The sequence below is a fragment of the Empedobacter brevis genome (assembly GCF_965118635.1).
Lineage (GTDB): Bacteria > Bacteroidota > Bacteroidia > Flavobacteriales > Weeksellaceae > Empedobacter > Empedobacter brevis_A.
In genome coordinates this window covers 13,239-36,208 of record NZ_CBCPHV010000011.1, presented here as the reverse complement: position 1 = coordinate 36,208, position 22,970 = coordinate 13,239, and the positions used below count along the sequence as shown (strand labels likewise).

Below are 22,970 nucleotides of genomic sequence, written 5' to 3'. Positions count from 1 at the left end.
TTTATATTAAAATATCCCCCGTAGGATATGAATAACGAGAAGATATGGTTTTCTTAAAAAATGCTGTTAAAATGGTGATCATAGAAACTCGTCCTATAAACATAATTATAATTAATATTATCTTACTAGGATCGCTCAATAATGGAGTAGTATTTAATGATAATCCAACTGTTGAATAGGCAGAAAATACTTCGAATGCTATGTCTATTAATGGTAATTGATAATCAAACTTTGAAATTAAAAATACTCCAATTCCTATAACTAGAAAAGACAATGTTATTGTTGCAAATGCCTTTTGCACTATAGAATCACTGATTTTTCGGTTATATATTTCAATGTTTTGTTTCCCCCTTGCGATATTAATAAAATTTAAAATAGCAATGGCAAAGGTACTTGTTTTTATCCCACCACCTGTAGAGGTAGGTGAGGCACCAATCCACATCAAGAGTAATATCATGATAATTGTAGAGAATTGCAATTGCGAAAAATCTATCGTATTAAACCCAGCAGTTCGTGTGGTCATACTAATGAATGTAGCAGATACAAATTTGCCTATTCCTGTATGATTATTAAGCGTATAATAAAATTCTTCAAAATATATAATAATCGTAGAAATGAAAAGAATAATCAATGAAGTCATTAAATTTACTTTTGAACTTAATGAAAATACCCAACTTTTTTGTTCTTTACGATTATGAAATATACTTGCTATAGTTTTGGTAATAAAATAAGAAAAATAGCGAAGTATATTTACTAAAATAGGAAACCCTATTCCTCCTAAAAATATAAGTAATATTACAACTATTTGCAATGGATAATTATAAATAGTTACTTCATGCATCAATCCATTTGGTAAAGTAGAAAAACCAGCATTACAAAACGCCGATATAGAATGAAATAAAGAATGAAAAGCCTTGTCTAAAAAGCTAATCTCTAATTGATCTAAAGATAAATATATACAAACCGCACCTATCAATTCTATACTGAATGTTAGATAAATTATACGTTTAATAAAAGAAAACACCTCGCTAAAGGCATCATTATTTGAAATATTTCCTAAAGTAATTTGATATTCAAAAGAACTATTTCCCTTAAAAAAATATGCGATATAAGCTGCAAATGTTAAAATCCCTAAACCACCTAATTGAATGAGTAGTAATAAAATAAATTGACCAAATGTAGTAAAAACCTGAGAAACATCCATAACACTTAAACCTGTAACACATACAGCACTAGTTGAGGTAAATAATGCATCCAAAAAAGTTATTGAGGTTTTAGTTGCTTTAGGCAATAATAACAAACAAGCTCCTAATATTATTAATCCAATAAAACTTATTATAAAAAGTTGGGGTGGTGTTATGTAACTTCTTTTAAATGTAAAATTTGGTGTAGCAAATTCGCGTAATAATTTTAAGATTATTGCAAATAAGATATACTTACTAACAAAATGTATAGAGTATTCGGTAAATTGTATATATATACAATACGTAATAAATAAGACACTTAATAGATCGAAAATTAAAACTCTTGCTATGATTTTATCTTTGATATAAAAGAATTTAACAACTGTTTTAATAATTCCCAAAAATAAAATAGTAGCAAAAAATAAATTAACATATGGATTATAATGTTTAGGAAAACCAAATCCTAACATAGCAATGATGGTTACAATTGCAACAATAAAACTCCATTTAGTTAGCAGATTAAAAATTCTAGAACAAAAAAAGCGTGTAAGCATCGTTAATTTTATTTATTACTTTTTCTCAAAATTATGTAACCTAATATTCCAGAAATTATTGATGCTAACAAGACTGACAATTTTGCTTCTTCAATTAAAACTGTATCCGTAAAAGATAAGTTTGAAATAAATATAGACATAGTAAATCCAATACCAGCTAATAAACCTAAACCTATTATATGTTTAAAATTACTTCCTTCAGGTAACTGACCTATTCCAAATTTGTAGCAGAGAAAAGTACTCAATACAATTCCTAGTGGTTTACCAAGTATTAAGCCCATTCCAATACCCAATCCTAATGGAGCAGTTAATCCTTCTAGCATTTCATTTACAATAGTTATATTAGTATTTGCAAAAGCAAAAATAGGTATGATTAGGAAATTGACAGGCTTTACTAAAGCATGCTCTAATCGTTCTAGCGGTGATTCTTCATCAGTATCATTTGTCGGTAAAGTCATAGCTACTAATACACCCGCTATAGTAGCATGTATTCCAGAATGATGTACAAAATACCAAATAAATAAACCTGGAATAAGATAAAGATATGAATTTTTAACATTAAGTCTATTCATTACAACTAAAATAGCCAAACCTACACCCGCGTATAATAAATAATGCACATCTATACCTGAAGAATAAAATAATGCAATGACTAGAATCGCAATTAAATCATCTACAATTGCTAAAGCTGCTAAAAATATCTTTAAACTAAATGGTATACGCTTATCTAATAATGATATTACAGCTAATGCAAAAGCAATATCTGTTGCCATAGGAATTCCCCATCCACTTGCGGTATCTAGACCTTTATTAAACAATACATATATCAGCGCAGGTACAATAGCTCCACCAACTGCTGCCAAAATTGGTAAAACAGCTTTTTTAGGGGATGATAATTCTCCTTCTACTATTTCACGTTTAATTTCCAAGCCTACAAGTAAGAAAAATATAGCCATTAACCCATCATTAATCCACATACTTGTGCTATATTTTAAATGAATCCAATTATTTTCTATACCAAATTCATAGGTTAGCAAATTCTTAAGCGTATCACTAAAAGGAGAATTAGCTATTACTAAGGCTATAATAACACATAAAAAAAGGAGGAATCCTCCAAAATTACTCGATTTTACAAACTCTTTAAATACCTTTAAATTAATCAAATTAGACATACATAATAATGTTGAATGAATTCGCAAGATATAAAATTACACCTTCTTATCCCAAGAAATCGGCTTTTAAGTTACGACTAAATTGAAGGTTTCTCCATTCTAATCTATGGTACTGCCGCCATTTTATACTGTCATATTTTTTGCAATGTTCATTCGTCGGCTTTATTGCACATTGCTTAGTTTCGTTCCTTACTAAGCAAAGAGCAAGCCTCCTCATTTCACAAGCAAAAAAACGCTACACTCCAACCACCACCAAAGCTTGTCCTGAGCCTGCCGAAGGGTTCGCTTATGCCAGTACTAAAATTGGCGTAAGCTAAGTTACATAACGTGGCATTATAGTCCTAAAGGCTACGGGGACAAGCCCACTATAATGAGCGTTATGTAAAATAGCCAGTACCATAGGCGTTCGTGCTAATTTGAACGTTTCTGCATTTAAGAAAAGCCGTTTTATTTCCACAACTCCCCGCCCCCCTTATCAATGGTCAGAAAAAAAATTAAACTATGATTTTTTAATCGTGTCGGCTTTTGTAGGATGCTATTCCATTTCATTACATAGCACCCACATCGCCTAAATGGTGCTGCAAGAGTAGTTCAGCCTTTCCATTCTTATTGCTTTGTTTATAGTGGTCGCAGGCAGATGCTCACATACAGTCTACAAATTACTATTGCTTGCTTTGCAAACTTCGCAATCTTTGTAAACTTGCAGTTCGCATTTTGCCTGCTCCTTTTTTATAGAGGTAAGCAATAATTCATTATCAGGCATTCACTACACTTGCCACCGCACCATTTCCACTTTTGATTTTGGTATAGTTTATTTTTTTCTGGAGTTAATTGCCCCAAGAGTTGTGAGAAGTAGTACCTAGAACTTAAAGGTTACAAAAGACGAAATGTTAGGAAATATCTTAATCAAATACTACCCAGTATTTCAAACGCAATAATATCAATAAGACGATATGTTAGAAAATAAGTACTGAAAATATTATCCAATAAATCGACTTTTAAGTTGAAAAAAGAAAACAGCTTCTGCACATTTTTTCATCAGTCATCCTTTAGAAGTTGAGGTTATCACATCACATTTCAAAAAATAAAAAGGAAAGCAAGTTAGGCTGTTTCGGTACTGCTAACGCCCAAAGCCGTAAAGGTCAAGCCCTACGGGTTTTGAATAAAAAATCTCCACCTATACAGGTTGTATTTTTTATCCAAAAACCTTGACTGCTTTGCCTCACCAGCCTTTTAAACGGCTTTCTTTTTCTTTTTTTTTCCGTTTTTTTTCTGTTTTCTTTTGAAAAAATGATGCGAAGCGTGAGCGAGCAATAAATTTTAAAGCTCGTATTATGCAAAAATTTGAACTAAAAACTTTCAGCCCAAAGAATCAAAAATCACAATTTGAATTTTACATTCTGAATAAAGGTAAAAACAGCGGCAAACCCTTGGATGAACCTTGTGCAAATTGCTATGTATTACGTACAAATTCCGAAGAAGAAATGCAATTTTTCAAAACCCTGTGCGATGGATTATTCAAATCTAAATCCTACTACAACTATTTGAAAGGATCAGTGATTTTATTTGTAACTATTAACGATTGTAAATCCATCATCAAAAACGGATTAATACAAGCCAATGCCAATTTACCTCAGTTTAAAAAATCTGTAAAAGCCATTAAAGAATTAGAGCAAAAAGAAAGACAATATTTAGAAACATTACAGCTCATTTCCGAAGCTAAAAGAATAATTCTATACCGATACATTAAAAGGCGTTAAAACGCCTTTATTTCGTATTTAAATAACAGATAATCAATACATATTTAATGGATGATTAATCATTATAGGAAAATTAATGCAAAAAGTAAAAGCCTACTCAAACGAGCAGGCTTTTCAATTTTCCGAAACCTCTAATCTCTAATGATGAATTAGAATATCTTTACAACCTTCATTGCGTTACCTTGAGCAAATAAATAATAATTTCCATTTACTTCTTGGTAAAACTCAACCGCTAAAATATTAACTACTGAAACATCCGCAGAAAGGGTTGGAGAACCTGGCAATGTCGTAGCAACAGAAATTGCAGAAGTCATTGCATTTACAGGTAAATAACCCGAATCAGCTGTAGCAGTCAATCCATTATTTACGTTATCTTTTGGTTCGTAAGACTTAGTTAAAGGATTGTACGCAAAGTCAGATAAAACCGTAATAGCATTGATAATTCTAAAATGCGTAGCACCTGCAGGAATAAACATATTATCCAATGGATTAAATGGTGCAATAGCTAATGTTGACTCATCACGATCTACATTTGAAGTAATTGTGTAAGGAGCATTAAAAACACCATTTAAAGAAGAAAATTTATTGAATTCAAAACCTTCTAAATATTGAGGAGCAGCAGTAATTAAAATTGCTCTTTGACCTCTGGCTTCTGAACCATCTTCTAAATTAATTTTCTTCATTACCGCAGTAATACGACCTGTCACTTGACTATCAGCATTATTACGAATTAGATTTGCAATACTTGTTCTAAATGAACGACCAGTAGTAGCACTACCACCAAATTCATTCATATTTTCACGAGTACGAACGAAAGCAGGATCGCTTGCAATTTGTTGTGCAGTTGGTCCGCCTTTTAACCCTGCATAGAAACCTTTGTTTCCTTTAATCTTGAAATGTCTAACGTCTCCTAACGTTCCAACATACTTAATGTGTCCGCTTTGTTTAGCCATAATATTAAATATTAATTAGTTACAAATTATTATTGTAAATTTACATATAAATTATTGGTAATCAGAATGTTAAGTAGTGCAATATGAAGCAATTAAATGTAATCAGTCAGACAATTTCAAAAACGCATCTTAAAATCGAAAAATACAATGATGGAGATGGAATTTTTGTAAAACATTTAATTACGAACGAAGTAATTGAAATTAGATTTTATGGTATTGATGCTCCAGAATTAACACTTTGTAAAAAACTAAAACAAGACGAATTGGAAACATCTGTATCAGGAAGATTATTAATTGAATTAGGTTATAAATCATTAGAATTTTTAAAAACATTAGTTCAGATAAATGATCCAGTAACCTTAATTCAAGAACGTGATAATACGAAAGATAAATACGGAAGAACTTTAGGATATTTAATTTTAAAAGATGGAAGGATTATAAACGAAGAAATGATTAAATTTGGATTTGCAAAAGCCTATAATAAAATACATTGTAATCAGTTACCATTGTATCAAGAATTGAATCTGAAAGCAAAATCAGAAGGGTTAGGGCTATATTCTTATGTTAAAAATTTCTAACTGAAAATCAGTTATTTTCCTTTGTTTTCTGTACAATTTCTATAGATTTGTTGCCCATTTGTTACCTAAATCACTTAACTACCTGAATATCAATATTAATTACTTTTTGTATTGGGAAATAAAACTGATATCAAATAAGTTAACTTATTGATATATGAAAAGGTTCTTAATCTTACGATTAAGAACCTTTTCTTTTTGAATTTTATGATTTCATCTTAAAAGCGATCAAAAATTCATCAAAAGTTAGGAAGTCTTTTTTATCTTTTCCGCTTAATTTTTTTGCTTGATTAAGTAAACGAAGACTTTGCCTATATCCTTTTCCAGTAATGATTGATACATCTTTGGGATAAATCACCATTCTTTTTAGTTCTTGGTCTCTCATTTTCGTAATTTTTAGAATTACTTCCATGAAACTTAAATGAATGTTTTAAAATTTACATCCGTCACATAAGATTTAAAAATCTTACTTCATATCAATCGTTTATTCATCGTCAAAGGGATTGTTTTTCTTGTGTAACAAATATGAAGTTCCGTAACTGCATATTGCTCCAATTATTCCCATACAGATTGTATAAACGAGTTGTTCCCACTGTATAGTAGCGACTATACTTGTCATGGTTCCTCCTACTGTTCCAACAATTAATGAGGTGTTACTATTGTTTAGCATTGTTATCGTTGGCATTATCGTTAACCGTCAGTTGACTGACTGCTGATAACACTCCTCCTGCAACGGTAAGATAACCTCCTATTGTTACAATTGTAGCGGGTAATGCTACTGGAGCAGCTATTAATATTCCACCAACCGCAGCTAATGTCAATCCTATGTTTCTTATTTGTTGGAACAATTTTGGTGTTGGTGCTGTAATACGGTTAAGAATTGTCATGTTGTTGATTTTTGATGATTAAAACGACTTCTTTTTCACGATCAAGTTCTTTGTTTACTAGCTTTTTAAAGTTTGTAAATGCTAATCTTGATAACTCACCTCTCCCTTCTCCGGTTAATTTGGTTACGGGAGCTATACATCCTTGCAATTCTGCTTTTGCATGATTTGCTGGATGAATTAAAATCAATGATCTATTGGGTACATTGGTAATCAGAAAATGTTGTCCAAACTTTGATGAAACTCTTTTCTTGATTGGATAACTTCCTTCTGGTATACACGAGTTTGCTTTTTTGTTTTGTACCCAAGGTAATTCTATTGTATAACACACGAAGTTATCGTCGATGTATAATGCGCCATTTGTTCCATTTGGAAAATAGCTTCTTTTCAAAACAATTGTCATCATGGTAAATTGATTTCGATTAAATGTGCTGCATTATAACTTCCGTTCTTTAATGTATATAAAACATTATTCACTTCTTGATAGAATTCGATTCCTATTGCTAAAGCAATCGTCAGTTCTGAATTTGGAGAAAGATTATTCAACAACTCTACATCATTTACTTCTACTTCATCATAAGGATAATAATCGGTATAGGATGTTTTGGTGATGTATTCATTTTTCTCAAAATCAATTTCTGTTGATGAAGCAATGAATCTGTAATGCGTTGCTCCTTGTGGTGCGATTATCACATCTAAAGGTTTGTATGCTTCTAATTCAAATTTTGATTCTCCAGAAGCTCTGTCTATTGTAATGATAACTGGTATTAGTACCGTTTTTAGCCATATTGCTCCTGCATTGAAATCGAATCCTTTTAACGCCAATTGATTTCCGTTGAATACATTTCGTTGTCCTCTTGCACTTGTAGTGTCTTCTTTCAGTATTGCATGCATTACTTTTGTTAGTCGACTGGTTACTCTACTGTCTTTTGCATTTTTGATGATTGCATTGAATGCGTTACGTACTGTTTTTCCAGCTATTCCTGCATTTTTGAATTCTTGCATGTTTTCTCTGGTACGCTGAAAGCGTGGATCATTCATAATGGTGTTGCGATCTAGAGAACTTTTTTCTCTTACCATGTACCCATCTTTTGATTTATAGAAATTCAAATCTCCGATTGAACCTCTTAACTTTAAAAAACCTTTTTGCTTTGCCATTTTTCTTAATTTTTATATTCGACATTTTACATCCATTGCGCAATGGTTTTGTAAAGTTGCATTGGTGTTTTTTGTAAAACAAGGGGTATGACTTTTTGAATACCAAAATGTCAAAAAAGGACACTAATAGACCATTTATTGCTTTTGTAAATTCTCTAATTTTTGAATTTTTATAAATTCGATTGGACGTAATCCTGTTTCTATTAGGAAGATATTCGAAAACTGTCTGGGGTTAGTATAACCTGCAATTTCACTTAAAGCTGAAACTTTGTAATTGAGGTAATATGGTTCTTCTTGTAGTAATTGTGTGATGTATTTTATGCGTAAGTGTTTAATGTAAGAAGAAAAATTGATGCCTTTGTATTGGTTGAAAAATTTTGATAGATAGGTGGTATTGGTTGAAAAGGATTTTGCTAAAGTGGCTATTGTTATATTTGGATCTAAGAATTCTTTTTGATTCTCGAATTGTTCAAATTTTATGAGTAGCATTTTCATGGTTTCAATTGTACTTTCACTATGCTCATTCATGTCAATCATTGTATTTTTCTTTTCTCGTTGCGTTGATTGCTGTATGAATTTGCTGTACTTTTCTTTTAGCTCGTTATTCTTTCTTTTATTCTTTAATCCCCATGCTACAATTGCTATCATTCCTAATATCGTTACAGCAATGATGTAGTTTAATAGTTGAGATTTGTGTTGTATTTTTTGTTTTAATTGTAGTAATTGAGCCGTATCATATTCCTTGTATACCAATTGATTCATTTCTATATCACTTATCAAATTCTGTTCTTCCACCTTCAATAGTTGATTAATCAAGTATAATTGTCGATTTGTATTCAAAGATGCCATTGCTTCTCTTAATAACACTTCGTAAATCGCTTTATATCTAAACTCCAAGTAATTGTGCTCATTGAATATGCTGTCTATTTTATTGAAATATTCTACTTTCTGTTCATTCATTTTTAAATTTTCGTAGGCTATTGCTTTGTAATAATATACTCTTGTTAATGTATTAAAGTCCTTCTCCTTTTTTAAAAATAGTTCTGTTGCTGTTAATGATTGGATTCCTTGATTCTTTTGATTATTTAATATTTTATCTATTCCATTATTTATTTCAAAATATTTATTAAAATATTCATTGTTGTACATTTTGCTCTTATTACTCCCTATAAGGTTATATTCTTTTGCCTTAGTTTTGTTTGCTGTTTCTTGGTGGAGACTTCCTAAATGATAAATGGTATTTAACCAATAGGCTTGGTAATTTTTGTTTTCTTTATTTGAAGCAAAAAAATTTTCGCATTGTTTTAATAGTTCTTCTGCTTGGCTGTAATAATTTAATTTTTGTTTTATCATTGCCATATTAAACATTACTTTATGCTTCAGATATTGGTCTTTGGATTTTTGTAATTGGTTATCAGCATTTAAATAATTCTGAAGTGCTTGATGAAAATCTTTGACTTTATAAAAAGCTACACCTTTTGATAAAAAGGCTATTGCTATTAACTCTTTGTTCTGCATTTTCACGCCCATACTTATTGCACTATCTGCATATTGTAGTTGTGTATCTAGATTATCCGAAAAATAAATTCCTTCTTTATAGGCATAAAATAAGTTTAACTTATCCTTCTTCTTTTTTGCTTTTTTGATATATGCTTCGAGGTAAATTTTAACTAATGGATTGTCCTTATCCTCTATCCGATCGTCTAATTGTTGGATTAAATAAGCATAATCTTTGGAGGCTAAGGAATCTTTATTTTTAGCGATTATTTGTAGTGGTAGTAAAAAGAGTATGCATGTGTATAATACAACTCTTTTCATTCATAAAACTTTAATGATTTGCCCTAATTTACTTTCTTTTAAATTAAAAGCCATTTATTAATTACTTAAATGTATGAAATTTATAAATTTAGCTTCCTTTTTATAAAATAGACAGTCTTATTGGTAACGTTTTCTTGTTTTTTATGCTAGTTTTAATCGAAAGTAATCTATTTCTTAAAAAAAATATGTTTAATCGATTGCTTCTAAGAAACTTAAATGAAAACAAAAAGAGAAATCTGTATAAGATTTCTCTTTTTGCATCGTATCTATTGCATACACTCTACAGCCATTATCCTGCCTTTATCCTGCCATTATGTAGGGAGTAAGCGGTAAGCGGGAAGCAAAATTAAAATTTTTAATTAGAAGTTGTTACTTGCTTTCATTTTTTGTTCATGACCTATATTATTTTGAATTAGAGGATTGAACTCCAATTAATGAGGATGTAGAGGAATAAAAGTGGGGTTCTTCCTATCACTTTTTTGAGAGCAAAAAAGTAATCAAAAAACTCTTGGCTGTAAACCTCTCTTACTAAAAATATTTTCATTTCACTAAACATTTTACAAACCCTACGGGCTAAAATCTTTTTAACGTTACATTCAAACATTTTCTTAACGTGAGAGTTTTAATGCCAGTTTTCTTCATTCTTTTTCAATAATCAAATTCGTTGTCATTTAAATTTTCACATCTCAATTCTCACATCACGCACCTCGCACTCCGCATCTTAACGCTCCATTCAAATATTTTCTTAACGTGAGAGTTTTAATGCCAGTTTTCTTTATTCTTTTTCAGTATTCAAATTTGTTTTTATAAGCTGATTTTATTATTTTGAGCCTTTCGAAGAATTTCTTACTTTCATTTTTTATTCATAGTCTTTATTATTTTATGAATATTGAATTAATATGCCCTTCGGGGAAACTCATCTTAAAAAACATTTGAAATTAAAAATTTGAAATTAAAAGGAGAAGCTCCTGTGGAGCTTAGGTAATATTTGTTTCTTACTTTCATTTTTTTATTCATAGTCTTTATTATTTTATGAATATTGAATTCATATGCCCTTCGGGGAAGAGCGCAAAAAACGAAACAAAAAAAGATGCCGACAGTAGACTCTCAATGATTCAACTTGCTAAATTATTTCCATAAAGTTGGCAACTCGTTTCACTCAAACACTCCAACTTTTTTTATTCCAATAATTTCGAGTTGAATTTCATTTCGATTCTAAATCGTCGGATTTTTAATTACTTTTTCAATAATCAAATTCGTTTTTAACAATGGATTTTGTCATTCTGAGCCTATCGAAGAATCTCATTACCTACTTATGATTTCGACTACGCTCAATCAACACGACTACGTTCAATCAACCATTACCAATCTTATCCTCATTTTAAAACCACAATAGGAATATAGGTTTTATTAAGTTTTACGTGATACGTATTTAGTTCTACGTTTTTATTTTATAATATTTAATTCGTTTTTAACAACGGATTTTTTCATTCTGAGCTTGTTGAAGAATCTTTTGTCACTTTTTTTATTCATTACTTATCTATTTTTATTGTCGGTATTCATATGCCCTTCGGGGAACAGTCAAAAAAACTAACGAAAAAAGACTTGGCTGTAAACCTCTCTTACTAAAAATATTTTCACTTCACTAAACATTTTACAAACCCTACGGGCTAAAACCTTTTTAACGCTCCATTCAAACATTTTCTTAACGTGGGAGTTTTAATGCCAGTTTTCTTCATTCTTTTTTAATATTCAAAGTCGTTTTCATCTCGGTTATAAATCGTCGGGTTTTTAGATTTGTTTTTCATTCATAAGTCCGTTTTCGACAATTTCTTAAAATTTATTGTTTAGAACTTGATTCATTTGACATTAACAATGTATGAATTTATAAATTCGACATACGTTTTATGTTTTTGACGTATTAACATACCTCCTATTTTAGAAAGTACAAGTAATTTTATTTCAAACTTTTAAAAAACACTATTATGAAATTTATTTATTTAATTGGACTTGTATGTTTTGCATACATTGGATGTGTAGAAGATGAAAACATTTCTGAAATTGATTCTTCTGTAAATGCTCGCTCTTCTTTTATAAGAACCTCAACAGATAGTGTTCATATTATTTCTTCTAAAAATGATCCACCTCAAGATAAGGATCCTTATGTGAAACGACAGGATAATGAAGACGACGAAAACTAATGTTAGATGTTAGATGTTAGATGTTAGATGTTAGATGTTAGATGTTAGATGTTAGATGTTAGATGTTAGAAAGTTATTTTTTTATGAATTAAAACTACTAAAAGATGAGAAAAATTGCACCGTTTTTAAGAACACTCATCTGCTACCTATTTATTGTGTTGTTTATTTATGCAGCTGTGAGTAAACTAATGGATTTTGAGAATTTTCAAATTCAATTGGCACAATCACCCTTATTGAGTGCGTATGCCGGATTTATTTCTTATGCAGTTATTTTTGCAGAAATAGTGATTGCATTACTGCTTTGTTTTAAAAGGTGGGGATTAATTGGGCTTTATGCTTCGTTCGGATTAATGTTAGCATTCACAGTCTATATTTATCTGATATTAAATTACAGTGATTTTGTTCCTTGTTCTTGTGGTGGTATTTTAGAGAAATTATCATGGGAAAATCATATTCTATTTAATCTTGTTTTTGTAATATTTTCTATAATTGGAATATTTATATTTCCATCGAATTATAAAAAAATAACAATTATTAAATTAATTTTAGGTGTTTCTTTTTCATCCATTATTAGTGTAGTTGGATTATTTCTCATGTCCGAAAAGAAAATGAAAATAGAAAATCCTTTTATTCGACGGTACATTCCATATGCAGTAAATTTTCAGGACAAAATATTATTACCTTCAAATGGATTTTATTTTGCAGGATCTAAAGGAGATACTATATTTTTGGGAGAAAAGAATGCTCCTCTCATATTGGGTACTATCTATCCTAATTTCGTAAATGTTTTAATAGATACTTTAAAAATTGATGATATGAAACTTCCTTTTCAGGAGATTATTTTACATGTTGATTATCCTTCATTTAGTCTTACTGACGGTCATGTTCCTGTTATTTTTGAAGGCTTACTTTCAGATAAAAAAGCAATAAAAACATATAATCAGAAATCACTTTTTTCTAAGATAGAAATGGTTGAACCTCATCGTTTTGTTTTTAGAGGGCAAAGTATAATGACAAGAGAAAATATTTTAGGTTTATTATTTACTAATCCTATTAAATTAACTTCTAATACAAAGATACTTGAAAAACAAATTGATGGAGTTTTTGATACAGATGGTTCTTTTGCTGTTGACCCAATAACAAAAAAAATAATTTATACTTATTTCTATAGAAATGAATATCGAATAATCGATTTTGATTTACAAGATTATGGTAGAGGAAAAACAATTGATACGATATCAAAAGCTAAACTATCTCTCATAAAGTTAAAAGATGGTACAACAAAAATGGATAAACCACCCTTAAAAATGAATATTATGCAAGTAGCCTATAATGGTTATTTGTACAATGACTCCAATAGTCAAGCTAAGTTAGATCCTCATGATAGTAGAAAAAACAAGCGTATAATTGATGTATATCACTATCTCACAAATCAATATATCTATAGTTTTACTATTCCAGAAGAAGGTAAAGAAAATATAAGAGAAATGTGGGTGACTTCCAAGTACTTTTACGTTCTACAAGACAATAAGCTTATAAAATACAAACGTATGCATACACCCTTTATTGACGAATAGAGGCAGGATTGCCGAAACCTGATAACGTAGGCACCACAAAAAATCAAAAATATGAAAACAAATTTTAAACAAATCATTTTACCGGCTGTCATCATCATGATGGGGACTGGTGCAGCTTTTGCTACAAACCAAGCAAAGCAAAACGAATCAAAATTAGCAATTGTTCCTGGTTATATTTACAATACGGAATTAAAAAGTTGTGAAGAAGTTAGAATGTGTAGTACAGAAGGGAATGAAATATGTACCTTGAATGATTTACCAACAGGACAACAAGTTTTTGACTTAAATAATCCTGGTGAATTTAATACGTGTAGTACAATTTTATTCAAACCATAGAAAAATAGCTCCCTTTGGGAGCTATCTTTATTATTAAAGTTTTTAAACTTAAATTTTTTTACATCTTAATTTTCCAACAATGGCTTAATCCAATCAGCAGCGGGTCTTCCTTTTAAAAAATGTTCCATCCATTGCCATGCTTTGTAATTTAAATCTTGACGTTTAGTTTTTTCAATTATATTATGTCCTTCATTTAAATAATTTAAATAAATAGCTTTTTTATTAAGGCGAGTAAGACCGTAGAAAAAAGATCGAACTTGATCCGATAAAACATTTGCATCATCAGTGCCACCCCAAAGCAGAATTGGTTTTTGTACTTTTTTTACATGGTAAATAGGAGACGCTTCCAAATAACCTTGCCAATTGTCAAATAAACTACTGTTCATCCGTGTTTGTTGACGTTCTTCTCTAGCATAATCTGCTTGGTTATAGTTGTATATCTTAAATTCGCTTAAGTATTTTCTAGGAATATCAACTATAGGAACACCTATTAGTGCTGTTTCAAATAGATTGGTTTTTCCCATAAACAAAGCTGCTTCGTAACCACCAAAAGATTGTCCTACTACAGCAATGTGGTTAGACTCAATTTGAGGTATTTGGGAAACTTGATTTATTATTTTTTCAATACTTTTAATTGTAGTTTCTTGAGAATCGTTCTCTTTGTAAGTCAAATCAGGTAATAAGACAAAATAGTCATTCAAGATATAATGCATCATATTAAAACCAATTAAATCCATTAAATGTGGAATATTATCTTCTCTATTATGAAAAGTTATTTTCTCATAGACACGTACAATCATTGGGTATGTCTTTTTTGCATCATAGTTTTTTGGATAATATAGAAACGCATTCAAGTGTTCACTATTAATTGTATAATGTAAAAGCTCTTTTTTTAATATTGGTCGTTTACCATCCTTTTTACCTTGACTTTCATAAATTAAATGAGGCTTCTTTTTTCTTATTTCATATATTTTTAAAGGATTATTAAATCCTGTAGTTGTATACACCACTCTTTTAGTGTCTTCAAAATCTTTGATTGTAAAATCAGATTGTGCAATAATTTTCAATTTATTTCCTTTTATGACTCCCAAACTAGTGGTATAATCTTTCATAGAAATTCCTCTTACCAAAAGCGGCTTTTTCAAATCTATAGGACGATGAAAACTACTCCTCCAAAATGATTCCCCTAAAATCCAAAGAGGCTGTGCTTTCAGCTCATAATTTATTTGATCAGCAGCTCCATTAGTTAATGCAATAACCTTATTTTGAATTATATCCCAAGTGTATAAATCATATTCAGATTTCACTATAAAAATTCCTTTTTCTGAAGTTGGTGTAATTTTAGCTTTTGGTATATCAGCTAAGTTATTATAAAGTCCATTACCTAACATTACTTCGGGGTTAAAAGGTGCTATTCTAATCTGGTGTGTTTGTAATGACTCACTCTTCCATTTTCCATCTTCAAAAAACAGTATATGATCTGTATTGACATCATAATAGAAATTGTTTGCTGATATATATTTATTGGCTATTGACTGAGTTTTATCACCATAATTTCTTACGAATTGTATTGGTAATCTTTTATTTACCAATGTATCAATTTTATTTAAGCCCATGTCATATACAATGAATTCACCTTGTTCTGTAACAAATTTTTGAAGTTGAAAAGGAGTTGAAAGTTGAGGTTTCCATGTCCATTTATTTTCAACGATATCATATATCCCCAATTGCGGATAGGAAGATGATTTACTATTTAGACGATTAGAATATGAAATCTCAGCTAGATTTTGAATGTTAATATCTAATTTTAATTTGAATAAAATGTATCTATTTTCTCTAACTTCAGTAGTTTGTATTAAACTTTTATCAAAAAAACAATGCTCAGGAGGATCTATAATAGATTCTGTTACGTTTAATGAATTTTGTTCCTTTCGAAAGATATGTAATGAATTTCCAACTTCTTTCAATCCAAACCAATTCGTGTCATTATTATAAATCCAATCTACTTTAGGAATATTATTAACTGTTTGCGTTGTATTTTCTTTAAGGTTTAATACATACCAACTGTTATTTTGAATATAATAAAGCCGTTCAGTTTTATAATCAATTCGATTCGACTCTATATTGAATAAATGATGTTTTATTTTACCATTTTTGTCTACAACAATCAATTCTGTTTTATCCAGTGGTTTTAAAATAATAGTCTTTTTTGATGCAAAATGAATAATACTTTCAATTGTATGAAACTCTTTATTTTTCAATAAATATAAATTCTCAAACACGACAGTTTTATTAGGTAATTTATAAATAATAGTAGAATCACTTGCAAAACTGATAGAATTCGATTGTGGTAAAATTCTTGGTCTTATTCCTTTTTTTACTGAAATTAATTCATTTTCAGTATTTCCCATAGCATCTAAATGACTTACTATTACCCAGTCCAAGTTTGGACTTTTTGTTTCTAACAATGTAATATAATAATTTTCATAAGCTTTGTTAAATTCAGCTATAGTTTGAGCATTGGATAATTGACTAAACAGCTGAATTATTAAAACCAAGAGAATAAGAAGTATTTTTAAATTGAATTTAATAACCATAATTTTGTGGATATAAATTAGTATTTAATAAAAGTTCACTTTCAGGGAGTGGTAATAATTCAAATGTCGACTTCCATTGAGGTTTGAGGTTGATCATTATGTCATTTAATCGATTGTATCTTTTTAAATCAAAAAATCGGGCTCCAAACTCAGTAAATAATTCATGTTGACGCTCTTCTAAAACACGTACCAATAATTGTTCTTTCGTTCCCATTATTACAGCAGATAAACCTGCACGTGTTACAATTTGGTTTAAATACATTACTCCATTTACTAATTCTTCTTTTTGAATATAAGCTTCAGCTCGGTTAAGGATTGCTTCTTCATTACGTAAAATGATTGAATATTCATTTTGTCCATTTGCAGTAGAATATTGTTTGTATTTAGAAGCATAATAATATTTTTTACCGCTAGAGTCATTAATAGACCCAATCCAATTATTCAAGCGCAAATCATCAGTTGTAAAAGAATTCACAAATTCTGGTTGCAAAGAAATATTATAAGGAGGTGCAGAACGCAAGTAATGTATGTTAGCTTCATATGTAGTAGCTGTAGCAGATGTAGGGGATAATTGCCAAATCGTAGATGAATTATCCTTTAGATAGGCTTTGGTTATATCTTGTTGCAATTGGAAAGATGTACTTTGAGCAAGATCATCTGTTATTTTTATGACATCATCCCACCTTTTTTGAATTAAATATAAACGAGATAAGATTAGTTGAGCAGCTTCTTTAGAAGGTATAAAACGTGCGCCTATGGTAGTATTTGTTGCTAATAAACTTTTAGCTAATAATACATCATTCTCAATTTTATTATAAATGTCAACAATTTTATCTTTTGATACATGTTGAGAAATGGTATAATCACTTGTTGTTACATACGGTATTTCTCCAAAAGTTTGTACCAAATATAAGTGTAGTAACCCTCTCATAAAAAGAGCTTCGCCCTTCAACTGATTTGCTAAATTCACCTCAATCAAAGTCGATCTTTCAATTCCTTCTATTATACGATTTGTTTGATAAATTTGATTATATGTTTTTTGCCACAAAGCTGTTACAGCACTAGATTCTGGCCGAATATTTAATTTATAAAATTGATCTAATACACTATTAGCCATTTGATAGGAAATCAATTCATCTGTATAACAACCAAAATATACACCTCCGCCAGAAGAACTACCTGATAGAAAGCCATCTGTTTTTAATGAATTATAAAGACCAGCAAGAGCAGAGCGAACTAATTTACCATCTTTATAAACCGTTTCTTGTGTAATTTGGTCTTGAGGTAAATCTAGATCAATAAATTTTTCGCAACTCGAAAAAGGAATTATAAGTAATAAAATTATTATTTTTTTCATGATTAATATATTAAATTAAAACCGATAGACCATGTACGTAGAGCAGGCGTGTATCCTGATAAATTAAACTCAGGATCAAGACCTTTATAATTGGTCCACGTCCACAAATTTTGACCTTGAAAAAACAAAGTCCCTTGCAAATGTTTAAAGGTTGTTTTTGGAAGATTATAGCTGATTTGTATATTTTTAAGACGGATATAATAGGAATTCATAACACTTGCATCACTAAGTCTATAATTAGATGCAGCTGTATTTAGTTGGCTATTTGCTCCACTTGTAGGTTTCTGATAACGAGCATCTGTATTCGTAGGTGTCCAATAATCTAAAAATTCGGTACTATAATTTCCCATTAAACCTAGTGTGTTGGTACTTGCAATACTATTCTCACGTGTTTGTGAAGAAAGCTGTGTCAGTATATCTAATTGAAAATTTTTAATTCGAAAAGTATTTACAAAACCACCATACCATTTTATCCCTAATTCTTTTACAATTGTACGGTCGTTTACATCTAATTTTCCATCACCGTTTACATCTTCAAACTGATATACGCCAGTAGCTAGATCTACACCTAAATAATGATACATTTTTTTTAAGGTAATAGACTTTCCAACTTCTAATGTAGAAGCATAGGTTGATGCTTCCAAATCAGGAAATGATAACAATTTATTTTGAGGAACACTAAAATTAAAAGAGCTTTCCCACTGAAAGTTTGCTTTTTGAATAGGTTTTGCAGCTATCGTTATTTCTATTCCAGTATTTTGAATAACAGCATTCAAATTAGCTTGTACAGATGTAAAACCTGTTGTCCCAGGTAGTGGAATACCTACTAATTGATTTCCTGATCGATTACGATAATAAGCAGCAGTAAACTGTAAACGATCTCGTAAAAAACCTAACTCAAGAGCTGCTTCGAATTTTCTAGTAATTTCCCAACCATATTTCGAATTATACAATCTGCTAGGTGTTAAACCTTGTATACCATTATAAGAAGTATTTAAATTAGAATACGTGTCATAGAACTGATAATTGCCTATGTTATCACTTCCTGCTGTACCATAACTTGATCTAATTTTTCCAAATGACAACCAATTAGAATCTTGTAAAAATTTTTCATTCGAGAAAATCCATGCAGCTCCTACAGCACCAAAGTTAGCAAAACGATTGTTTGGTCCAAATCTGCTCGAACCATCATGTCTTCCTGTAAAATTAATGTAATAACGATTGTCAAATTGATAATTAAAACGCCCATAAATAGCTGTATAACGGTAAACAGAAGACGCATCACGTGTTATTTTAACTGTAGTCGCTGCTCCCATATTTTCAATAAATTCGTCTGAAGTAAAATTGGATCCATTTTGCATCAAATAATCTGAAGATGTATGTTGAAAAGTTGTCCCTATTAATGCTTCTATTCGATGTTCATTCCATTTTTTTTGGTAGTTTATTTGCGGTTCTATTAACCAATTTGTTTGTTGTATTGTAGAAGTGGATAGCGAAGAACGTTCACTACCTATGTCTAATGTCGGGTTGTACATTGTTTTAGGGTATATCATTTGCTCATTAACTATATCTGTAGTGTAACCACTATTTACATGTACATTTAATCCTTTTATAATTTGATAATTAAAGCTAAATTGACTTAATAGTTGATTTTGATTTGATTTATAAGTTTGTTCTGCTGCTGCTATAGGATTAGCAAACGTATTATTTTCCCAATTTAATTGTCCATTTTTATCAAATAGGTCAGGTGCATTCGGTGCTAATGATTGGTAAATGCGCATAAAATCGGTAGGAGGTAAAAAATTATTTTGAAAAGTATAAAATCCTGTAAAATTTAGTTTCAATCGTCGGTTAGCACTTTGATGAGAAAGATTAAGATTCATTTTAGTCTTTTTGTACCTGTAATCTCCTGGGAAAATAGTTGTTTCTTCATTATGTCCACCACTTAGCATAAATTGAGTCAGTTCATTTCCTCCCGATAACCTCAGCTCGTTTGAAGTACGAAAAGATTTTCCTCCAACAAAATACTTTTGCCAATTGGTAGATTTATTAGGATCCCATATCCCATTGATATCATAGGCATTTATTGGATAATTAGAAATTCCATCATTTACAAATGCCTGTTTCCTCATTTCCATATATTCGGTAATAGACATCATTTTTGGTAAGTCAGCTATTTCACCTATAGTATACGAATTTGAAAATTGAATGGTTGTTTTAGTATTTTTTCCTTTCTTAGTAGTGATTAATACGACACCATTTGCACCACGCGATCCATAAATAGCAGTAGCATCTGCATCTTTCAACACTTCTATACTTTCTACATCAGATGGGTTCAAAAAGTTTAACGGATTACTATCTTGATAAGGTAGAATAGCTGAGGATAAATTAGAACGATATTCTTTTTGATTGTTGATGATAACACCATCTATTACATACAGAGGAGAATTAGCTTCATATGTATTATTTAGTGCAAAACTTCTCAAACTATTACGTCCGCGTATTTGTATATCGTAACCACCACCAGCAACCCCAGAATTTTGTACTATACTTACTCCGGCCATCCGACCTTGAATGGCAGAAAGTACATTATTCACGGGCTGATTCTCTATTTCCTTTGCCGTAACACGTGCAATAGAACCTGTTCGTTCTTTGTCTTTTACAGCATAGTAGCCTGCATTAATCACCACATCTTTCAGCTGAATCCCTTCGTCGTCTTTTGTGAAGCTTACATTGATTATGCTTCTGTTCAACACCTCTTCTTCACGAATAGGGAAATCCAATTGCTCAAAAATTAGTTTAGCATCCTCGCGTTGTAAAATCAATGAATACTGTCCATTTGCATCGGTAAAAGTGGAATTATCGGTACCCTCCTCTTTTACCATTACTCCCACTAATGGGGTTTGAAGTTCTTTTACCGTTCCAGTCACGGTTTTTCCTGTTTGTGCCAACAATGGTGTTGCACAAAACATCCCCAATAGTATACCTAAAGCATAGCTACTGAGTTTGAAGTAAAATTTTTTCATAATTTTACATAAGTTTTTAATTCAACATTAGTTTTAAAAGCCACTCCTTTTCCTGTACATCGCGCCAACTTTGTTTTAGGAAAGGTTTTTTTTGTTTTTTCTTTACTTTAAATATATTCTTTACTTTCATTTTTTGCTCATCCAAAAAACGAAACAAAAAAAGATGCCGACAGTAGACTCTCAATGATTCAACTAGCTAAATTATTTCCATAAAGTTGGCAACTCGCTGCACTCAGACACTCCAACTTTTTTTATTTCAATAATTTCGAGTTGAATTGCATTTCGATTCTAAATCGTCGGATTTTTAATTCCTTTTTTCAATAATCAAATTCTTTGTCATTTAAATTCTCAAATCACGCACCTCGAATTTCGTGTCTCTCATTTCTCACATGCCGCATTTCTCATCCCATATTTTAAAACCCTAACCCTTCCAGTTTAATAAAAGGGCTAGGTAAACTACAAGTAGTTTCTGTTTTAAAAGAGAAAAATGTCTCCAACAATGTGAGTATAAAATGTTAAGGAATGTTCGCTATCTTGTTTTTGTGGATTTTTAGTTATAGGCAACACCTGTTCATTTTCTATACTACTTTTATCAAAAGATCCCCTTACTCACGTAACTCAACCTAAACTTTTTTTATGAAAAGACTTTCTTTTCCTATTTTTTAGCTTTCAGGGGATACTTTTTTTATATAAACTATTTTATAATACTTATCATTTTGAGGCACTTGAAGTATAGCATCTTATACTTAGGATTTCGACACCGCTCAATCAACACGACTCCGCTCAATCAACGATTACCAATCTTTATAACTACATTTATTAAGTTATACGCTTAACGTTTTTATTTTTATTTTTATTTTTATTTTTATTTTTATTTTTATTTTTATTCTTATTAATATTCAAGTTCATTTTTAACACGAGCACTGAGGCACTCGAAATACAGAATCATATTCAATATGTCATTTCGAGGTATCGAGAAATCTTTCTATCACTTTTTTAAGAGCAAAAAAGTAATCAAAAAACTCTTGGCTGTAAACCTCTCTACTAAAAATATTCTCATTTCGCTAAACATTTTACAAACCCTACGGGCTAAAATCTTTTTAACGCTACATTCAAACATTTTCTTAACGTGAGAGTTTTAATGCCGTTTTTCTAATCCTTTTTCATTAATCAAAATCGTTATCATTTAAAATCTCAAATTCCGCACCTCGCATTTCTTACACCTCGGATCTCGCATTGCGCGTAGTTTTACCTGAAAATAAATCCCCCGATAACTGGTTTTAAAAATTACATTAATAAATGAAAAAAATTAACACTAATCATTTTATGAAGATCATTTACTTTCTTATGTGGGCGTTGTCGGGGGATAACGTGTGAGCTTGTTTACTCTTTCATGATTTTACATAGTTTTTAATTCTACATTAGTTTTAAAAGCCATCTCCTTTTCCTGTACATCGCGCCAACTTTGTTTAGGGGAAAGGGGTTTATTTTTACGTTATAAGTTTTACGCTTAACGTTCTACGTTTTTATTCTTTTTCAATATTCAAATCCACTTTTTAAAAACAGATTCTAAAAACAGTCCTTGCTGAAGAGTCTCTTCCTTTCATTTTTTTATTCATAGTCTTTATTATTTTATGAATAATGCATTCATATGCCCTTCGGGGAAGCTCATCCAAAAAACATTTGAAATTAAAAGGAGGAGCCACGGTGTGGCTCAGGTATACCTTTTCTTTAATGTCACTTTTTTTCGTCAAAAAAACTAATGAAAAAAGACTTGGCTGTAAACCTCTCTACTAAAAATATTCTCGTTTCGCTAAA

General features: G+C 30.5%; 17 protein-coding genes. 5 read left to right on the top strand and 12 right to left on the bottom strand.

The features are described from left to right. Position 1: 1 nt before the first annotated feature. Positions 2 to 1,738, bottom strand: a complete 1,737-nt coding sequence (locus tag ACMHJW_RS12400) for a TrkH family potassium uptake protein (RefSeq protein WP_413533733.1) — start codon at positions 1,736 to 1,738, stop codon at positions 2 to 4. An 8-nt stretch (positions 1,739 to 1,746) separates the two neighbouring features. Further along, positions 1,747 to 2,910: a Na+/H+ antiporter NhaA gene (gene nhaA / locus ACMHJW_RS12395; protein WP_413533732.1), complete on the bottom strand. Its 1,164-nt coding sequence runs from the start codon at positions 2,908 to 2,910 to the stop codon at positions 1,747 to 1,749. Positions 2,911 to 4,244: 1,334 nt separating this feature from the next. On the opposite strand from nhaA, the gene ACMHJW_RS12390 reads away from it, so the two are divergent. Further along, positions 4,245 to 4,670 (top strand): DUF6943 family protein, encoded by a 426-nt coding sequence (locus ACMHJW_RS12390; RefSeq protein ID WP_413533731.1) that lies wholly within the window; start codon positions 4,245 to 4,247, stop codon positions 4,668 to 4,670. Between the two features lie 149 nt (positions 4,671 to 4,819). Here ACMHJW_RS12390 and ACMHJW_RS12385 read toward each other — a convergent pair whose 3' ends face one another. Next, positions 4,820 to 5,623, bottom strand: a complete 804-nt coding sequence (locus ACMHJW_RS12385) for a hypothetical protein (RefSeq protein ID WP_413533730.1) — start codon at positions 5,621 to 5,623, stop codon at positions 4,820 to 4,822. 83 nt (positions 5,624 to 5,706) lie between these two features. Between ACMHJW_RS12385 and ACMHJW_RS12380 the strand changes: the two genes are divergently transcribed. Beyond that, entirely contained in the window at positions 5,707 to 6,201 is a 495-nt protein-coding gene (locus ACMHJW_RS12380; protein ID WP_413533729.1) for a thermonuclease family protein, read from the top strand. Between the two features lie 202 nt (positions 6,202 to 6,403). Here ACMHJW_RS12380 and ACMHJW_RS12375 read toward each other — a convergent pair whose 3' ends face one another. The 6 genes from ACMHJW_RS12375 to ACMHJW_RS12350 form a co-directional block, all read right to left on the bottom strand. After that, entirely contained in the window at positions 6,404 to 6,583 is a 180-nt protein-coding gene (locus tag ACMHJW_RS12375; protein ID WP_413533728.1) for a hypothetical protein, read from the bottom strand. A gap of 99 nt (positions 6,584 to 6,682) precedes the next feature. Continuing rightward, complete coding sequence (locus ACMHJW_RS12370; RefSeq protein WP_413533727.1) at positions 6,683 to 6,868, bottom strand: hypothetical protein; 186 nt, start codon at positions 6,866 to 6,868, stop codon at positions 6,683 to 6,685. After that, positions 6,855 to 7,085 carry a hypothetical protein gene (locus ACMHJW_RS12365; protein WP_413533726.1) on the bottom strand — a complete coding sequence of 77 codons (231 nt, stop codon included), beginning with the start codon at positions 7,083 to 7,085 and terminating at the stop codon, positions 6,855 to 6,857. The genes ACMHJW_RS12370 and ACMHJW_RS12365 overlap by 14 nt, the downstream gene beginning before the upstream one ends. Further along, positions 7,072 to 7,488 carry a DUF5675 family protein gene (locus tag ACMHJW_RS12360; protein ID WP_413533725.1) on the bottom strand — a complete coding sequence of 139 codons (417 nt, stop codon included), beginning with the start codon at positions 7,486 to 7,488 and terminating at the stop codon, positions 7,072 to 7,074. The genes ACMHJW_RS12365 and ACMHJW_RS12360 overlap by 14 nt, the downstream gene beginning before the upstream one ends. Then, the gene (locus ACMHJW_RS12355) at positions 7,485 to 8,240 is read right to left on the bottom strand and encodes a hypothetical protein (protein WP_413533724.1); all 756 of its coding nucleotides are present in this window, start codon (positions 8,238 to 8,240) and stop codon (positions 7,485 to 7,487) included. Before ACMHJW_RS12355 ends, ACMHJW_RS12360 begins: the two co-directional genes overlap by 4 nt. A gap of 135 nt (positions 8,241 to 8,375) precedes the next feature. Beyond that, positions 8,376 to 10,058 (bottom strand): helix-turn-helix domain-containing protein, encoded by a 1,683-nt coding sequence (locus ACMHJW_RS12350; protein WP_413533723.1) that lies wholly within the window; start codon positions 10,056 to 10,058, stop codon positions 8,376 to 8,378. A gap of 1,985 nt (positions 10,059 to 12,043) precedes the next feature. Here ACMHJW_RS12350 and ACMHJW_RS12345 point away from each other — a divergent pair. The 3 genes from ACMHJW_RS12345 (at position 12,044) to ACMHJW_RS12335 (ending at position 14,172) form a co-directional block, all read left to right on the top strand. Next, on the top strand, positions 12,044 to 12,259 hold the full coding sequence (locus ACMHJW_RS12345) for a hypothetical protein (protein ID WP_413533722.1): 216 nt from the start codon (positions 12,044 to 12,046) through the stop codon (positions 12,257 to 12,259). A 104-nt stretch (positions 12,260 to 12,363) separates the two neighbouring features. Next, the gene (locus ACMHJW_RS12340) at positions 12,364 to 13,836 is read left to right on the top strand and encodes a DoxX family protein (RefSeq protein WP_413533721.1); all 1,473 of its coding nucleotides are present in this window, start codon (positions 12,364 to 12,366) and stop codon (positions 13,834 to 13,836) included. 51 nt (positions 13,837 to 13,887) lie between these two features. Then, on the top strand, positions 13,888 to 14,172 hold the full coding sequence (locus tag ACMHJW_RS12335; protein ID WP_413533720.1) for a DUF6520 family protein: 285 nt from the start codon (positions 13,888 to 13,890) through the stop codon (positions 14,170 to 14,172). 65 nt (positions 14,173 to 14,237) lie between these two features. Here ACMHJW_RS12335 and ACMHJW_RS12330 read toward each other — a convergent pair whose 3' ends face one another. The 3 genes from ACMHJW_RS12330 to ACMHJW_RS12320 form a co-directional block, all read right to left on the bottom strand. Beyond that, entirely contained in the window at positions 14,238 to 16,616 is a 2,379-nt protein-coding gene (locus tag ACMHJW_RS12330) for an alpha/beta hydrolase family protein (RefSeq protein WP_413533719.1), read from the bottom strand. Between the two features lie 142 nt (positions 16,617 to 16,758). Further along, positions 16,759 to 18,126: a RagB/SusD family nutrient uptake outer membrane protein gene (locus tag ACMHJW_RS12325; protein WP_413533718.1), complete on the bottom strand. Its 1,368-nt coding sequence runs from the start codon at positions 18,124 to 18,126 to the stop codon at positions 16,759 to 16,761. A 2-nt stretch (positions 18,127 to 18,128) separates the two neighbouring features. Further along, positions 18,129 to 21,152, bottom strand: a complete 3,024-nt coding sequence (locus ACMHJW_RS12320) for a SusC/RagA family TonB-linked outer membrane protein (RefSeq protein ID WP_413533717.1) — start codon at positions 21,150 to 21,152, stop codon at positions 18,129 to 18,131. Positions 21,153 to 22,970 lie beyond the last annotated feature (1,818 nt).

Bases quoted from the DNA above. Each gene is read 5' to 3' on its own strand.
- ACMHJW_RS12325 (WP_413533718.1), bottom strand. From the start codon at position 18,126: ATGAAAAAAATAATAATTTTATTACTTATAATTCCTTTTTCGAGTTGC.
- ACMHJW_RS12385 (WP_413533730.1), bottom strand. From the start codon at position 5,623: ATGGCTAAACAAAGCGGACACATTAAGTATGTTGGAACGTTAGGAGAC.
- ACMHJW_RS12380 (WP_413533729.1), top strand. From the start codon at position 5,707: ATGAAGCAATTAAATGTAATCAGTCAGACAATTTCAAAAACGCATCTT.
- ACMHJW_RS12365 (WP_413533726.1), bottom strand. From the start codon at position 7,085: ATGACAATTCTTAACCGTATTACAGCACCAACACCAAAATTGTTCCAA.
- ACMHJW_RS12375 (WP_413533728.1), bottom strand. From the start codon at position 6,583: ATGAGAGACCAAGAACTAAAAAGAATGGTGATTTATCCCAAAGATGTA.
- ACMHJW_RS12370 (WP_413533727.1), bottom strand. From the start codon at position 6,868: ATGCTAAACAATAGTAACACCTCATTAATTGTTGGAACAGTAGGAGGA.
- ACMHJW_RS12320 (WP_413533717.1), bottom strand. From the start codon at position 21,152: ATGAAAAAATTTTACTTCAAACTCAGTAGCTATGCTTTAGGTATACTA.
- ACMHJW_RS12400 (WP_413533733.1), bottom strand. From the start codon at position 1,738: ATGCTTACACGCTTTTTTTGTTCTAGAATTTTTAATCTGCTAACTAAA.
- ACMHJW_RS12355 (WP_413533724.1), bottom strand. From the start codon at position 8,240: ATGGCAAAGCAAAAAGGTTTTTTAAAGTTAAGAGGTTCAATCGGAGAT.
- ACMHJW_RS12335 (WP_413533720.1), top strand. From the start codon at position 13,888: ATGAAAACAAATTTTAAACAAATCATTTTACCGGCTGTCATCATCATG.
- ACMHJW_RS12390 (WP_413533731.1), top strand. From the start codon at position 4,245: ATGCAAAAATTTGAACTAAAAACTTTCAGCCCAAAGAATCAAAAATCA.
- ACMHJW_RS12340 (WP_413533721.1), top strand. From the start codon at position 12,364: ATGAGAAAAATTGCACCGTTTTTAAGAACACTCATCTGCTACCTATTT.
- nhaA (WP_413533732.1), bottom strand. From the start codon at position 2,910: ATGTCTAATTTGATTAATTTAAAGGTATTTAAAGAGTTTGTAAAATCG.
- ACMHJW_RS12345 (WP_413533722.1), top strand. From the start codon at position 12,044: ATGAAATTTATTTATTTAATTGGACTTGTATGTTTTGCATACATTGGA.
- ACMHJW_RS12350 (WP_413533723.1), bottom strand. From the start codon at position 10,058: ATGAAAAGAGTTGTATTATACACATGCATACTCTTTTTACTACCACTA.
- ACMHJW_RS12360 (WP_413533725.1), bottom strand. From the start codon at position 7,488: ATGATGACAATTGTTTTGAAAAGAAGCTATTTTCCAAATGGAACAAAT.